This window comes from Rhizobium sp. 05N430 (assembly GCF_056396985.1).
This window is the reverse complement of the sequence record NZ_JBFTMO010000017.1, coordinates 1-14,003: the sequence shown is the minus strand read 5'-3', so window position 1 is coordinate 14,003 and position 14,003 is coordinate 1. Positions and strand designations below refer to the sequence as shown.

Here is a 14,003-nt window from a genome sequence, read left to right as displayed (position 1 = left end):
CGGTTGGTGACGATGTTCTGCGGCTTCTCCCGACGACTCTCGATCATCGCCCACGCGTTCCTCACGCGCCTTCTCTAAGCCTCTATCTATCGTCGACTGCCTTTCGGCCACCCATGCTACGTCGGGCTCCGCCAGCGAAAAACTGCTGTCCACTCGCGTTTGATGAGACGCGGCCGTGGAGGATACCGGCGCTAATCGTGCAACCATGTGAGACGCCTCGTTTGCCATATCTAACATCTTAAATAGGGTGCGATACGCGATACCGGAAGCATACAATCGTTTTATTGGCGAACGCGTTGGCTGTCGATAACTAGGGCCGCACAGTCAAATGCTTTGGAGGCATTCCATGCCTGAGGTCAACATGTCGGTGCCGGTGACAGCTGGTTATCGCAATCGTAACGCGAACTCCCACTACCTCCCACGGCGCGAATGTACATCTGATGTCGAGTTCCATCCGGCGATTGTGACATCGGAAATGGGACCGGGTGCACCAAGGATGGTGTAGCGCCTGTTCTAGCTGATCTGTCGATAATCGAGGCCGCAAATGATCCGCTTTTGCGATGCTCAACCGGGCGGACGGTGTCAACGAGAGATCCTTCGCCCAATTGCTCGAAAGTGCGCCCGGAGTATTAAGGGCAACCCCGGCCAGACTCGAAGCCGCCCATACTCTCCACTGATATGCGCGCGGACCAAACTTCAGCAACGCTAAGGGCGCGACGGCGACGGAATGTCTAGGGGCCTGTATACAGGCGTCTCGGCCACTTGGACGTAAACCCTTGTTGCACGGGCTGGAGGTGCTAATAGGGATGATCCCAAAGCAAGGTAAACAACGATTGCAGCTATCGTGCCGCCGATCACCAGCAGCGGAAACCCAGTAGAGTAGTTGTTGTTGTGGTTGTCGTATATTCTTGATTTGTAACTCGACATAATTCGCTCCATCGGTTGTGTCGGAAAGGATGGGTGCGAATGGAGAGCAGTTATTGTATAATTATATTGTTGTCCTCTTGGGGTTTCGGGAAGTTTCCTCGGATTGATCCCGCGGTATGTTGAAGGGCTGATGCTGTGACCGTTCGCGAGATAGCCAATCACGACTAAGGCGCGTATCAGAGTTCGGCGCTTGGGGCTTTGAACTGGCGGCTTACAACTGCTGACTGATTATGCACAGGCTTCAAAAGCCTAAGTCCAAGCCTAGAACCTTGCTGACGAAAAAGGCGAGGAGACCAACACCAAAAAGGGCTAGCAGAAATATTCCAGCCATTATGCCGCCGGCACGGAGCGCTGCGCCTTTCTCCGCCTTCTGGATTTGGTCGTAATGCCACTTGATGGCGAAGTACATGCCCACTCCCAGCACTAGAAACTTAAACGTGAAAAAGACTGTTGGAAACCAATCCATATTTAGCGTCCTCATTCGCGCCCACACACGCTTTGCGATGGCAGTTTGCCGAGCGATTGGCTACCGCTGCCAACCTGAATGTGGTCGAAAAGGAGGCTCAGGGCTTGTACCATTGCGTTCCGGCACAACGGCAATTCCCAGCATGGAACTTGCGCTTCTACCGGCGATTATGCGCCAACGAAGTGACGCCGTGGGCGTGTCGCTGTGTCGTCCACCCTAAATCGGCACTCGAACGCGCGAACCTGAAGTCTTCGCAAAGTGAGCGCTAATTCAGGCTGATCTCCGTCTCCATTTCTGACCTCTCTCTCAATAATATGGACCAGCGCTCAGATACTTCGCGATCGTGTTGCGTGACAGCCCGGTGCGCCGCCTGATCTCGCGCATCGACTGCTTCTCGTGCAACGCCATTCGTCGGATGATGTTTAAAAGTCCCATGCGGATACTCCGTTGCCCCCGCCGCTCGCCGCATTGGGGAAAGGTTCACATGGCTCAATTCTCAATGGAAATTATGCGCCTAACCGGCGCAGTTCTGCGTGGAAACCAACACCCAAAGGCTGCACGATCATTTTGATCGCCGGTTCGAGGCTTCCCGCTTTTGGCGGCGCTATGCTGAAAGCTCCGATATGCTCCAATTGTCCCTGTCAGGGTGTCGGCTTGGTAAAATCTAACCACGCCTCAAAGCCGCCAGTGGCGGCTTGAATGATGCCGACTGCCATCAGAACGATCGTTAGATAGAAGATTCGGCGCTGGACTTTGAAATTGTCCGTGTGTCGCCGTTCCTCTTTCTCGTAGTCGGCAATGGTGTTGAGGGCTTTCGCCCGCATGGTAAAGCCAAACTCGGCGCTCGCCAGTCCTTATCCTTGATCGTCTCCGCGAGGATGAATTTGAGAACCTTCATCCGATCATGCCGCGGCAAGGGCCGCAGGTTGAAGACCAATTGCATGACCCTATCGGCCATTACCCGCAGGAAGGGATAAGAGGTGATGTGTTTCCACACGAACGACAGAATGCCGTCGCTGTTGAAAACCCACCCTTTGTAAAAGTGCTGGACGTGCAACCGATAGTCATCGAATGCGGCGTAGGGGACAGAGCATTCGACGGCAAATTTCTTTTCCGCTTTCGACCACCATTTGCCCGTCAGTCCATTCGGCAACATCTCATTCGCCATGAAAGGCAATTCGCCGTCTTCGCCACGAAAATAGACGACGTAGATGTTGGTTTTTTGGCCCTCTTCTCCCGATGTCGGGATCGAAGTCGGGACGGCAATCCGCATGGAAATGTCGATCACTCTCCACATGAAATAGCGTCTGACTGCCATTGCAATTTGCTTCATATCCCCCCCGCCGTCACCCACGTGCCGAACACGTATAGCAGGGCAATGATAGCGTTTGCACGTAGTGGTTTTAGGCCTTGTAGGGGCCGATTTGCGCTTTCGCGAGGGAATAGATGGGCGGGCGATCGATGAGTCAGAAAATCACCGTTCCAGATCGGCAATTAAGCCTTCGATTTGCGGTCGAATATCATGATCCACGGAATCGGCCAGCATTGCGTTTGTCAGGTAATTCAGCACGTCGGGACGACGTTCAGCGGGAATGTCCGAGAGGGACTTGCTCGCCAGATCGCGGTTGAGGTTCGCGGCGTCTTCGACGGTAAACGCCTCGTCGTCACCAACAGCGAGGAAATCCAGCAACTTCATTGCACTAATCCTCGTAACCGTTGGTATAGCTATCGACCACCTTGCCGTCCTGGATCAGTTCGAGCGTCACCCTTGTTCGATCAGGACCGATTGAAAAGGTTTTCGAGGTGTCGCGGCATGTGTGTTTCACTCGCACATTGAAAGTGCCGAATGACCCCACAAATTCCTCATCGATGTAGAGGCCGGTCTTTTCGTCGCCTTGCACGACTAGGCCAGCCGCGTTGATCGCAGCTTTCCAAGCGCTATCGCTCTTTGCCTCCGCTGACGTGTCTATTGCGGACTTGATCGATGTAATGGCCTCAAGCAGTTTCATGTCGCCTCCCGCGAATTTCTGTGTCCGCACACGTAGGGACACGGCGGCACTTTTCCTAGTCCACCCAGGCCATAAATCTACAATCGGGAGGCGTTTGAAGTTCACCTCACCCGCGAAGGCGGATCGGCGGATTTCAGCCGCCCGCGACTGGACCAAATCGATTGCCTCGCCGATCGACAGCCTTATTCCGTTGAATTTGGATTCAAGAGGTAGATTTGCGTCACCGCCAGGCGCACGGAGCTCGCAAAGCTGGATGCCAATTTTTTGCATACGGCGAAGGTTGTGCAGTTGCTTGGCTCGCGACCATTCTGTGTGCAATGCCAAGTGCAATGCCTCTACGGCCTCCTTGATCGTCCCAAAGGCTACCGCGTCGACGAAGCGCGTCCCGATCTTCCGCCGAGCATTCAAGCCACTCTCCCTCTCGATACGTCCCGGACTTTTCGTATACCTGATCACCAAACCCGCAGAAATCCTTCTGAAGCCGCCGGTATAACCTTCGGTTATTGCCGGTGGTGTCATTGGCTTTGGAGTTTCAGGTACGCGCGGCAATTCGTTGGGGAGCGGGCGAGGGGGCACTTCTTCGCCTCATGGTTGATAGGTTGGGTAGCTGGCCTATGTCACCTGCATCCGGAGTGAGGAGAGAACTGTTGTGATTGTCGAAAAAGACCTGATTTCAAAAATTACCTGGCGCTTGATGCCGTTTCTCGGATTGCTTTACCTGATCTCCTACATTGATCGCCAGAATGTGAGCTTCGCCAAACTCGAAATGGTCGATGCGCTGGGAATGAGCGAATACGCATATGGTCTCGGTGCGTCGCTGTTCTTCATCGGCTATTTCATCTTCGAGGTGCCGAGTAACCTTCTCCTCGATCGGTTCGGGGCAAGTAAGTGGTTTGCCAGAATTCTGGTTTCGTGGGGCCTTGTCACCGTTGCGTTGGCCTACACGCAGAACCCCACCATGTTCTATATACTGCGTTTTCTCCTTGGCGCATGTGAGGCCGGGTTCTTTCCTGGTGTGCTGTACCTTCTGACCCTATGGTTCCCCGCGTCGTACCGCGGCAGGATGGTCGGGCTCTTTATGATTTTCTCCGCCGTGGCCAATGCAGTGGGTGCACCGCTGGGCGGCGTGTTACTCGATCTAGACGGCATCTACGGTTACGCTGGCTGGCAGTGGGTGTTCCTGGCGACCGGTATTCCAGCCGTCCTTGCCGGTTTTGTGACCCTGTTCTATCTGTCTGACCGTCCTGAGCATGCGAAATTCCTCAGTCTGGAGGAAAAGGACTGGCTGAAAAGGCGACTGGCTTCGGAAAATTCCGGGATGGAAGCGAACGCGGGCGATGGCTTAAAAGCTCTCATCAATCCACGCGTACTGTTGATGTCGGCTTGTTACGTCGGATTTCCGCTTGCCGCTTACGGGCTGAGCTATTGGCTGCCGACGATCGTCAAGGGCTTCGGGGTCAGCAACACAGTCAATGGCTTCCTCAACATCCTCCCCTGGGTACTCGTCGCAATAGCTCTTTACGTGGTGCCCACCCGGGCAGACAAAGCGCCTGCCAAAACCCCATATATCGTGTTTCCCGCGGTAGTCGGAGCTATCTGTTTAGTCCTGTCCGCCATCGTCCCAAACCACGTTTTGCAATTCGTCTTCCTCAGTATTGCCGCCGCCGGGATTTTCGCTGGCCAGCCTGTCTTCTGGAGCCTTCCTTCCCACTTTCTGAGAGGGGCTGGCGCAGCAGCAGGGCTCGCGGCCATCAACTCCGTCGGCAACCTCGGTGGTTTCGTTGCGCAGAACGTTGTGCCTTGGATCAAAGACACCACGGGCAGCACTATCGCTCCAATGTTCTTCCTTGCGGCGTGTTTAGCGATTGCAGCCGTTCTAGTTCTTGTCGTGGGACGGATGATCCCGCGGGGTGACCGTGTGGGTGGAACTGACGGCACGGTGGCGAGTGCAAAACAGACGTTGGGCTAACGGAAAAGGGCGGCAGGCTTGTATAGGCTGCCGCTTCCACCGAGCGGGCCGAATATCGGTTCTACGTTTCGCTGCGCTCCAGTCGTCATTGGATGGAGATGCCGAGATGTATGAAATCAGGCGCTGTGCTTGCTTTTGCGTCGCGGCTTCTTGGTCATTGCCGCTGCGGTCAAGGGGATCAAGTATCGGACAACATGTCGTCCGTTTCTTTGGCGAGGTACACTCGTAATGTTCTCTAGTATCGAGCGCGTATGCTAGACAGTCGGCATTCGCGAAGATTGATCGTTCAACCCGATTGTTCATATGAGCTGGGCAGTAGCGCCGCGTTACCGTGGCCGAAGTCACCGTCCGCTATGTCGATGAAGACAAATCACACTTTAAGGGCCGCTCATCGAGGGCGCGGGTGACGGACAATGGTCTCAGCTGGACCGTTGTTATGCGGCGCGAGACACAAGTGAGTCTTCGATTTCAGCGGATTGTTCGCAATGAGGCTGTCCCGAACTACTCGACGGATATTCGGGGCACCAAAATCAACACGAGATCGTGTTGCGGAAAAGGCACAGCGATTCCCGGACATCGGTCAACTTCTGGAAAATCAAGCCCCAATTCTCAGGCCGGGCGTCCGGCGCGGTTGCATGCTCTTTTACACCAGACACACATCCTTTCAGATAACGCGAAGCAAACCGGAAGTGTCCAGCTCCCCAATTTCAATCCATCCTGTGGCGCAGTTCCACGGAAAGTTCCGCCTCCAGAATGTCAATTCCGGTCGGGATAATTCAAGGTTCCGCTCTTCACCCCGCGTTGCTTCAAATCTAGGCGCAAGCGGAAAATAATTCGGCGACCAGTTGGAAATGCGGCGTCCTTGATTTGCGTTGGATCGGCTCCGCTCAAGACTCCAGTCAGAGGCGGAGTCTTGCGAGCGGTCAAAACGACGAGAATTTCGGCGTACACGCGTACGGCAATTAGTTTTCCATCCTGTAATTAACTCCGATAGAGGCGTCTCCAATTCCCGTGAGGGATAAAGTCGCCAGACGCTCGCCGGACCTGTGAGAATGTAAGGATTCAATAACGTCCCTAGCCGTTGTATCCAAGTTGGCGGTCAGGTGAGAAACGTGGCGCTGTTGGTCTGGGATGCGATGCCGGAGGGTAACGGAGAATCGTGATGGGGATCAAAATCAGCGTTTGTAAAGAGCAATTTCGGGACTGGAACCTCCCGGAAGTAATTCAACACACACTCGAACCAGGGCGCTTGAAAGTTTTCGCGGCTGGAGCTTATTTTCGTGTGCCGAGCGTAGATGAGCGATCCGCCCCTTACGCGTTAGGCTAAAACGAATGCGGGCTGCATTGGCGTGCAGCCCGATCCGATAGGTCGGCAAGGCTGTGACACCAGCTCTGCCGATGTGGCCTAGAAATGGAGAAGACCATCAATGTCTATCTATGCCGAGTATCTGTCTATCTCGAACATCTCTCGAAAACAACTGGCGAGCAGGCTTGCACTACGCTTCAGGCCAGAAAAACCAGTGGATCGGCTGAAAGGCCACACATTAGAGGTGCCTGCGGGCCTCTTTCATGCCTCGACTTACGGCTGCGGCAACTAAGTCATCAGCACGACACCGCCGGTAGCCCGTCAGGGCGTTTACGAAACCATGCGCAATACGCATCGCTGCACAACAGCGAAAGCATGCGATCGCGTCTGCGCGCCGCTCCTTGAGGGCGCGGAGAAGGAGATGTTCGAATGAAGCCTATCAACACCCCACCTGCCAAGGATATTCCGGTTCTTGTACGTGAGTTTGACCATGAGCCATTTTATGATGCGCATGAGGCATTGATGGACGCATGCCGCTCTATCTTTCTGCGGCGCATGGACCGCATTGGTCAAGACAGCGAGTAGCCTGCCGCGACGGTTGTTTAGTTTCAAAGCAGAGAGGCATCCCATTGCCGCTTCTATGTTCGGCTTCCGCACGGCGTAAGTAAAAGTAGGGCGGAGTCGCGTCCTGCGTGAGTGAAAGAGCCGACACCGGGACCTCTTGCGCAAAATCCTCCGAGCCAGCTTTCACTTGCTGGCTCGGTGTAATCATCCGCCTTGGCATTCACGAGCGCGCTTAGCCTGGAGGAGAAGCCTTGGTCTATCGCATCATAAACAAAAGTTGAGGAAGCGACGTCATCGTGCGCGACTTATGGAAGGAATTATTTGTGGCAGCAGAAATGATCCATGCGACCGTGGCGTCCAGGATGCATCGTCCTTCACGTGAACTGGCCGGAACTATAAAGAACGGCCCGGATGTGGGGCGCTACTTCGCCCAGCTATTTCTTTCGGTTTGGTGCGCGATAGCGTTTAGAAGGGACGAGATGTTCCGGAACCGGCTCGCCCGCAAGCCAATAACCTTTGCCTTTGTACTCGAACTCATCGGCCTCCCAAAGTATCTTTCCAACTCTCTGGGCAGGGTTGCGGCCGGGAACGGTGACACCGTCCTCATTCAGTTGTGCAAGTATTTCGGTTCGTCCCAAGGGGCGTCCGGCTGCCTTGAGGATGACCTTCACATGCGCCCGCACTCGAGAGGATAGGTTCTTCGCGTCGCTGCCGTGAGGCGTTGAGACATTCGGTCTGGACTTGATTGACACTTCGGTCGTTTCGATCTGCTTTAGTAAGTCGCGGAGAGCCTTGGCCTCGACGTCAGCCTGCTGCGCCATACCCGACAGAAAGTCTGCTCGGGTGCGTAACGAGGCGGCCTGACTGCGCAGGTCCGCAGTAAGTTCTTCGGAAGTCGCGATTTTGCGTTTCAATTCGCCAGCCCAGACCGTGAGGTCAAGGTGATCGGACGCGGAAGTGGAATCTTTCTGTTGAAAGAAAGGATTCCCAGTTTTCTCCGCGCCGGGAATGATATTTTGTTTTGATCGTGGCAAGTTGGAATCTTTTGTTCGTGGATGCTTTTGGTCTGGGAGGTCAAGTCTATCTTTTCGCGTCTTTTTTGTCATGCGGGTTGAAGATGCAACGGGTGTTTTGCTCTCGAACTTGCGATCAACGGAGCTTCACAAGGGGAACTCAATGTCAGAAACCACGGACCCGTACATTGTCGATAACTTCGGTTTCGGGCGAGCCGAGGGAGATGCTCCGGTCCGATGGGTCGCCAATGGGCGACGAACCCATCCGGTCGGTTTAATCCCATTAAACAAGCTAAGGTTCCACGGGGTGCCTTGGGAGTCCCGCGACGTTGAGCGGAACGCGCTGAGGATGCTTTCGGCGTGTTCTCGCGTGGTGAGGATAAACTCACAACCACACAGCCTCTTCTTTGCATTCCGCGGTATAAACTGGCAATTCAGGTATACACCAGACATCCTAGCCCATGTACATCCAAGCTTTCTCGATGAGCTGCTCGAGGGCAGGCCGTTGTACGAGGCGGTGGCCGAGCCGTTCAAAAGTGAAATCGCTTTTGAGGATGCACGACCTGTTCTTTTCGAAATGAAGGCAAACTCGGACAAGAGCCTGGATGATCCTTCGGATCAGACGAAGTTGAATGCAGTCAAAGCCATCTACGATCACATTGACCAGCCGTTCTTGATACTCAAAGAGCGGCCGCATATCGATGCGGATTTTTTGAGTGTCATAACTCATCTGGAGGCAGCGGCTAGAGCTCACGTTGGCGACCTTGAACGATCCCGGTGTCTGTTTGCCTACGGACGCGAGAGATGCATGACCTACCGCACGCTCAGCGACGGACCTGCATTGACTGCATTGGTGGGATATATCCAGACCTTATATTGTTAGGCTCTTGTCTCATATTAACCGGCCTCCGGATCTCGTCGAGATCACTCATGCGTGGACCCTGACTGGACCTCCCGGACGACGCTGCCGAATGCTTCCTGAAGGAGTTCGGCCATTGGCCGCGCGCCTTTCTCCTGGTTGAAGATATCTCCAGCAATGCGCATCGCTCCGACGGAAACCATAGCGACGACACGCAACGCCGTTGATCGCTCAGGCTCGGGCCACCGCTCTCTGAGCGCGTCGTATATCTCAAGTTCTTGCTGCACGTATGATATCTGCTTGCGCGCTTGAACGCTTGGACTGGTCCTCATCAACCTATCCATCTCGATCATGTCGTCCGTCGGGATCGCATTACACACGCTCACCACAGCATCTCGTACCGCGTCAATCGGCGTCGAGGTCGCGGGAGCCTTTCGTACCGCATCCGCCAACATCTCGCCGATCCCACTTTGAAGAGACAGCAGAATCTCGTCCTTCGACGTGAAGTAGTAGAAGAAAGTTCTGCGCGAAATCCCTGCGGCCGCGGCAATTTCGTCAAGCGTTGTGTGGTCGATTCCTTTCTGAACGAAAAGAGCGATGCCTTTCTCGGTTATGCGCTTTTTTGTCTCGCGCTTCTTTCGTTCCCGTAGGCCATCGCCTGCTTGAACGTCACGCTCGGTTTTCTTCACCACAGCCTCTTGTATAATTACACTCAGTGCGATATTAATTTTACACCAAGTGCGAGAATGATGGAAGAGGGGTGAAATGACCAAGTGGCACGAGACCGACATACCAGATCAGCGCGGGCGATCCGCCGTGGTGACAGGAACGGGTGGACTAGGGCTTGAAACCGCTCTATCGCTCGCCCGCGCAGGGTGCGATGTGACCATAGCCGGCCGCAATCCTGAAAAAGGTGCCGACGCTGTATCGCGCGTTAAATACGCCGCTCCCAAAGCCATTGTGCGGTTTGACACACTCGATCTTGCAGATCTCTCCTCAATCGTGTCGTTCGCCCAGCGGATGGAAAACGAGAGGGAGAGCGTGGATTTGCTGGTGAACAATGCCGGCATCATGGTGCCGCCGAAGCGGCAGGAAACGCGGGATGGCTTCGAGTTGCAATTCGGAACGAACTACCTCGGCCATTTCGCATTGACGGCTCATCTGATGCCACTGCTATCAAGGGGGACGGACGCCCGTGTCGTCACCGTGTCCAGCGTGGCAGCTCGTGCAGGAAAGATCAACTTTGACGACATCAATTCTGAGAGGCACTATCGTCCGATGGAGGCCTACAGCCAGTCGAAACTTGCATGTTTGATGTTTGCGCTCGAGCTCCAGGCTCGAAGCCGAGCTGCAGGGTGGCGCGTCTCAAGCATCGCGGCACATCCCGGGATCTCTCGGACCGATCTGCTGCACAATGCACCCGGACGAAATAGCTTGCAGGGACTGGCGCGAACCTATCTCTGGTTTCTCTTCCAGCCCGTCGCGCAAGGCGCTTTACCGCAGCTGTTCGCTGCCACCTCGAAGGAGGCCAAATCAGGCGGCTACTATGGGCCCGATCGCCTTGGCGAAACACGCGGACATCCGCAACCGGCAAGCATCCCGCAACAGGCTCTCGACAAAGCCGCCAGTCAGCAGCTTTGGGAGATCTCCCAACGTATGACTGGCCTTTAAAATATCCTCATCTGGAGCTGACGAAAGCGCCTCCGGCCCTTGAACGCCCGCACACACGTCTGTTTGGGCTGGCAGATGACAACTTAGCTTCGAACTCCACGGTCGCGGGTTACGCTAGCGTTGCCGGCTGCGCTACTCCACGGCGTTATCTGCTGTCTTGCCGCGTTAGAAACAGCCTGATCGACGATTCATGCCCCTTTAAACTCACCACAGTCGAAACCCCGAAGGAGATCGAGCGTCGACAAGYGGCCGGGATCCCGCTCAACATGAGATTACGAGGAGCTTCAAGGGTTCCTCGACCCATTCTACCGCAGCTACAAATGCTCGGACGGCCGCAGTCACACGATCTCCGGTAAGATGTTCCATGTGGCTGTTACCGGTGGCGACACTTTGATCGAGGGGCGATTTAAAATAGAAGGTTCAAAAGAACCGAAATGGATCGATTGGATCGACAGCATTGGTGAAGATGCTGGGAAAGTAATCCCCGCCATCTACACGCTTTCACAGGACATCTTCGAGTCTGCCGCGGCCGATCCAGATATGAAACGTCAGGTAGATTTTTGCGGTGGTAAAGGAATAACGATCAGAGGAATGTCAGAATCTGCGGATAGTGAGCCTGCCAGCTGGGCTCTGTTCAGATCCTAGTCGTCAGCGAAGCATTTTCAACGCGTGCTACCAAACGATTGAGCTTCCGTCATAGGCAAAGAAGCCGCCGGTATTCGCAGGCTGGAGCGCGTCAAGCGCCTGAAGGGCCGATCGCGCGGCCTCGTCTGGCTTCGACCTTTCGTAGCCTGAGGAAAATGGATCCGACAGGGAGGTCGCAACACTGCCCGGATGCACTGCGACCAGCAGCGATGCAGGATTTGCCCTGGACACGTCGATCGCGGCCGTGTGGACCATCTGGTTCAGCGCAGCCTTGGAATAACGATAAGAAAATCCACCCGCCGAGCTTATTGTCGCCAATCGACCCCACGCGAGCCGACAGGAAAGCGAGGATCACCCCGCTTCTTCTTGGCAAGCAACGGAACAAAGTACTTCAATACTAATGCCGGTCCGATGGCATTGACGGCAAATTGGTTCATCATTGAGATCTGGTGGATCGATTTCTCCGGCCCAACACCATCTATCGTGAGAGCACCTGTCGCGCACACAATCAAATCGAACGACGTTGATTGAAATCGATCGGCTGCGAGATGGACGGATTCCTCGTCATGGCCGACGCCGCCACTGGCACCGATCACCAAGGCCGAGTATCCGGGGGCCAACGATGTCAGCAGCTTACCCGCCATTGAACGAACTCCCTTCACATAGGATGGTTAGCTCGAACAATCAGCCGCGCACCATCATCATAAAGCGCGACTGATCCTGCGCACAGCTGTCGAAACGGCCAAGGAATGTCGTCGTTATGGTTTTTGCACCCTGCTTTTGGATGCCGCGCATCGCCATGCACATATGTTCTGCTTCAATCATGACGGCCAAGCCTTTCGGTCGCAGGCTCTCATCGAAAGCTTTTGCAATCTGCGACGTCATCGTTTCCTGTGTCTGCAGCCGACGGGCATAAAGGTCCACGAGTCGCGCCATTTTTGAAAGTCCAAGAACGGCGCCATCCGGGAAATAGGCGATATGGGCAACACCGTGGAACGGCACCATGTGATGCTCACAATGCGAATGGAATGCGATATCCTTGACGACGACCATGTCTTTGTAACCGGCGACATCCGAAAACGTCTTCGCCAAAATCTCTTCCGGCGCTGCGTCGTAGCCGGCAAAGAGCTCACGATACGCTTTGGCGACGCGCTTCGGGGTGTCAAGAAGGCCCTCCCGCGTTGGGTCGTCGCCAGCCCAGCGGATCAAGGTGCGCACGGCGGCCTCGGCTTCCTCCTGGGTGGGCAGGTCCGCGGCCGCAAAAAATCCGGTGTCGTTTACGATTGCGTCCATCAGAACCGTCCTTCGCTATGATAACCGCGCTGTTACGGCGTCGATCATCGGTCGGATCAAATTTCCGGCACATCAGATCCCCACTTTTTGATCTGTTTCGCGATGACCTCGTAAACGCGCTTGTATTCTTGGAGCGATGAAAAGGCGCGAACAATCGTGACAGTTGGAAACGGCTTATTTTCGCGCGGTACAGTGAGTGCAATCGATAGCAGGGATCTTGTAGCTCGCATTCATGGCTGCCGCTCGGTTGGCGACGGTGGCGTTCGAAGCGATATGGTCGCGGTGTGCAACACTGGCCGTCCTGCAGCAGCAATGATCCGGCAGGCCGAGTGGCGCAACAATCCGGCCGTGAAAAGTGCAGCGGAGATCTGGTGCGTTCGCGACGCTTCAAAGCTCGCGGAAATTCAACCCGATGCTAGCTGTAAAGGGGCGGCGCACGTTAGCGGGCTGGTGCTGGCGAAGGCGCTTAGTAGCATGGTGGGTCAGTAGGATGGGCAAAAGGCACCGCGTTTTGGCAATCGTCTTGACGTATTTGGGAACGTTACCGTTTTGGCTGCTCATAGTTGTTTCGCTTATCGCGCCGCAATTTGAAGCGCAGCGCGCGTTCCTAGCGTATGGAGCAATTATCGCCTCGTTCATGGCGGGAACGCTTTGGCGGAGCGCACTCAACGGTCGCGCCGGCGTCTTCGTTACCCTGTTTAGCAACGTTCTGGCACTGGTCGCATTTGCAACGCTTCTCATCGGATCCATGACGATCATCCTTTTGGCTCAGATGATTTTGTTTGGTATTCTCCTCGTCGTTGACGCCAGTACTATCGTCGAAGACGACGACCTGCGTTGGTACCTGAAGCTTCGTGGCAGTGTGACGCTAGTCGTTCTTTTCGCTTACTGAACGATGACGCTTTATTCAGTCCTTTAAGCGGAGCGAGGCGAGAATCAGCCGGAATGGATTGCTCGCGGTGGTCCGCTCCGCATTGTCTAATATGCGAAGATACGCCGCATCACGTCGAGACCCGGTAAGGTTTGGCCCGAGCTTTAAGGACCTGTCATAAAGCTCATCAGATGAGCCAAAGCAGGACTGCATTGCGACAGATACAAGCTATGGAAGGATCATAGCACCAGTCTTGCTCTCTGGAGTGCCCCCCATTTCGCCGGACAGCTCAGCTATTGAGACAATGCTTTGATGAACTCCCTTGGGGAGGCCATTTTGAGCGCTGAGTGTGGATGGATTTCATTATAGTCTTCAATCCATCCGTCGATCTTCCGGAGAGCTGTGTCGGC

At 54.8% G+C, this 14,003-nt stretch carries 16 protein-coding genes and 1 pseudogene; 7 read left to right on the top strand and 10 right to left on the bottom strand.

Annotation, left to right across the window (positions count from 1 at the left end; genetic code table 11):
- Nucleotides 1–1,168: 1,168 nt before the first annotated feature.
- The 5 genes from AC1DJO_RS25130 to AC1DJO_RS25110 all read right to left on the bottom strand — a co-directional run bounded on the left by AC1DJO_RS25130 (nt 1,169) and on the right by AC1DJO_RS25110 (nt 3,810).
- Complete coding sequence (locus tag AC1DJO_RS25130; protein ID WP_477973491.1) at nt 1,169–1,336, bottom strand: hypothetical protein; 168 nt, start codon at nt 1,334–1,336, stop codon at nt 1,169–1,171.
- Between the two features lie 363 nt (nt 1,337–1,699).
- Nucleotides 1,700–1,828 (bottom strand): hypothetical protein, encoded by a 129-nt coding sequence (locus AC1DJO_RS25125; RefSeq protein ID WP_477973567.1) that lies wholly within the window; start codon nt 1,826–1,828, stop codon nt 1,700–1,702.
- 292 nt (nt 1,829–2,120) lie between these two features.
- Nucleotides 2,121–2,726 (bottom strand): hypothetical protein, encoded by a 606-nt coding sequence (locus AC1DJO_RS25120; RefSeq protein ID WP_477973489.1) that lies wholly within the window; start codon nt 2,724–2,726, stop codon nt 2,121–2,123.
- 141 nt (nt 2,727–2,867) lie between these two features.
- Nucleotides 2,868–3,089, bottom strand: coding sequence for a hypothetical protein (locus tag AC1DJO_RS25115; protein ID WP_112445462.1), 222 nt, complete (start codon nt 3,087–3,089; stop codon nt 2,868–2,870).
- A 4-nt stretch (nt 3,090–3,093) separates the two neighbouring features.
- Nucleotides 3,094–3,810 carry a hypothetical protein gene (locus AC1DJO_RS25110; RefSeq protein ID WP_148194299.1) on the bottom strand — a complete coding sequence of 239 codons (717 nt, stop codon included), beginning with the start codon at nt 3,808–3,810 and terminating at the stop codon, nt 3,094–3,096.
- Nucleotides 3,811–4,051: 241 nt separating this feature from the next.
- On the opposite strand from AC1DJO_RS25110, the gene AC1DJO_RS25105 reads away from it, so the two are divergent.
- The 3 genes from AC1DJO_RS25105 (at nt 4,052) to AC1DJO_RS25095 (ending at nt 7,262) form a co-directional block, all read left to right on the top strand.
- Complete coding sequence (locus tag AC1DJO_RS25105) at nt 4,052–5,371, top strand: MFS transporter (RefSeq protein ID WP_112445458.1); 1,320 nt, start codon at nt 4,052–4,054, stop codon at nt 5,369–5,371.
- A 1,427-nt stretch (nt 5,372–6,798) separates the two neighbouring features.
- Nucleotides 6,799–6,969 carry a hypothetical protein gene (locus AC1DJO_RS25100; protein WP_162708589.1) on the top strand — a complete coding sequence of 57 codons (171 nt, stop codon included), beginning with the start codon at nt 6,799–6,801 and terminating at the stop codon, nt 6,967–6,969.
- Between the two features lie 137 nt (nt 6,970–7,106).
- Nucleotides 7,107–7,262 carry a hypothetical protein gene (locus tag AC1DJO_RS25095; protein ID WP_162708587.1) on the top strand — a complete coding sequence of 52 codons (156 nt, stop codon included), beginning with the start codon at nt 7,107–7,109 and terminating at the stop codon, nt 7,260–7,262.
- A 413-nt stretch (nt 7,263–7,675) separates the two neighbouring features.
- Here AC1DJO_RS25095 and AC1DJO_RS25090 read toward each other — a convergent pair whose 3' ends face one another.
- Nucleotides 7,676–8,347: a hypothetical protein gene (locus tag AC1DJO_RS25090; protein ID WP_112445456.1), complete on the bottom strand. Its 672-nt coding sequence runs from the start codon at nt 8,345–8,347 to the stop codon at nt 7,676–7,678.
- A gap of 70 nt (nt 8,348–8,417) precedes the next feature.
- Between AC1DJO_RS25090 and AC1DJO_RS25085 the strand changes: the two genes are divergently transcribed.
- Nucleotides 8,418–9,137, top strand: coding sequence for a hypothetical protein (locus AC1DJO_RS25085; protein ID WP_148194300.1), 720 nt, complete (start codon nt 8,418–8,420; stop codon nt 9,135–9,137).
- A 41-nt stretch (nt 9,138–9,178) separates the two neighbouring features.
- On the opposite strand, the gene AC1DJO_RS25080 is transcribed toward AC1DJO_RS25085, so the two are convergent.
- Nucleotides 9,179–9,802 (bottom strand): TetR/AcrR family transcriptional regulator, encoded by a 624-nt coding sequence (locus AC1DJO_RS25080; RefSeq protein WP_112389546.1) that lies wholly within the window; start codon nt 9,800–9,802, stop codon nt 9,179–9,181.
- A 76-nt stretch (nt 9,803–9,878) separates the two neighbouring features.
- On the opposite strand from AC1DJO_RS25080, the gene AC1DJO_RS25075 reads away from it, so the two are divergent.
- Both AC1DJO_RS25075 and AC1DJO_RS25070 read left to right on the top strand, forming a co-directional pair.
- The gene (locus tag AC1DJO_RS25075) at nt 9,879–10,784 is read left to right on the top strand and encodes an SDR family oxidoreductase (RefSeq protein ID WP_112445452.1); all 906 of its coding nucleotides are present in this window, start codon (nt 9,879–9,881) and stop codon (nt 10,782–10,784) included.
- Between the two features lie 366 nt (nt 10,785–11,150).
- Nucleotides 11,151–11,429: a hypothetical protein gene (locus AC1DJO_RS25070; protein WP_148194301.1), complete on the top strand. Its 279-nt coding sequence runs from the start codon at nt 11,151–11,153 to the stop codon at nt 11,427–11,429.
- 27 nt (nt 11,430–11,456) lie between these two features.
- Here AC1DJO_RS25070 and AC1DJO_RS25065 read toward each other — a convergent pair.
- Nucleotides 11,457–12,073, bottom strand: a pseudogene (locus AC1DJO_RS25065) (SDR family oxidoreductase).
- Nucleotides 12,074–12,113: 40 nt separating this feature from the next.
- Nucleotides 12,114–12,722: a GTP cyclohydrolase I FolE gene (gene folE / locus AC1DJO_RS25060; RefSeq protein ID WP_112445448.1), complete on the bottom strand. Its 609-nt coding sequence runs from the start codon at nt 12,720–12,722 to the stop codon at nt 12,114–12,116.
- A 511-nt stretch (nt 12,723–13,233) separates the two neighbouring features.
- Between folE and AC1DJO_RS25055 the strand changes: the two genes are divergently transcribed.
- A complete protein-coding gene (locus AC1DJO_RS25055; RefSeq protein ID WP_162708586.1) occupies nt 13,234–13,614 on the top strand; it encodes a DUF3429 domain-containing protein in 381 nt (126 codons plus the stop codon).
- A 272-nt stretch (nt 13,615–13,886) separates the two neighbouring features.
- On the opposite strand, the gene AC1DJO_RS25050 is transcribed toward AC1DJO_RS25055, so the two are convergent.
- On the bottom strand, nt 13,887–14,003 hold a 117-nt coding region (locus tag AC1DJO_RS25050), incomplete at its 5' end, for an integrase core domain-containing protein (protein ID WP_477831735.1).

What these genes read in the sequence shown, in the direction of transcription:
- AC1DJO_RS25100 (WP_162708589.1), top strand. Translation starts at nt 6,799, where the DNA reads ATGTCTATCTATGCCGAGTATCTGTCTATCTCGAACATCTCTCGAAAA.
- AC1DJO_RS25095 (WP_162708587.1), top strand. Translation starts at nt 7,107, where the DNA reads ATGAAGCCTATCAACACCCCACCTGCCAAGGATATTCCGGTTCTTGTA.
- AC1DJO_RS25090 (WP_112445456.1), bottom strand. Translation starts at nt 8,347, where the DNA reads ATGACAAAAAAGACGCGAAAAGATAGACTTGACCTCCCAGACCAAAAG.
- AC1DJO_RS25130 (WP_477973491.1), bottom strand. Translation starts at nt 1,336, where the DNA reads ATGTACTTCGCCATCAAGTGGCATTACGACCAAATCCAGAAGGCGGAG.
- AC1DJO_RS25120 (WP_477973489.1), bottom strand. Translation starts at nt 2,726, where the DNA reads ATGAAGCAAATTGCAATGGCAGTCAGACGCTATTTCATGTGGAGAGTG.
- folE (WP_112445448.1), bottom strand. Translation starts at nt 12,722, where the DNA reads ATGGACGCAATCGTAAACGACACCGGATTTTTTGCGGCCGCGGACCTG.
- AC1DJO_RS25075 (WP_112445452.1), top strand. Translation starts at nt 9,879, where the DNA reads ATGACCAAGTGGCACGAGACCGACATACCAGATCAGCGCGGGCGATCC.
- AC1DJO_RS25115 (WP_112445462.1), bottom strand. Translation starts at nt 3,089, where the DNA reads ATGAAGTTGCTGGATTTCCTCGCTGTTGGTGACGACGAGGCGTTTACC.
- AC1DJO_RS25125 (WP_477973567.1), bottom strand. Translation starts at nt 1,828, where the DNA reads ATGGGACTTTTAAACATCATCCGACGAATGGCGTTGCACGAGAAGCAG.
- AC1DJO_RS25085 (WP_148194300.1), top strand. Translation starts at nt 8,418, where the DNA reads ATGTCAGAAACCACGGACCCGTACATTGTCGATAACTTCGGTTTCGGG.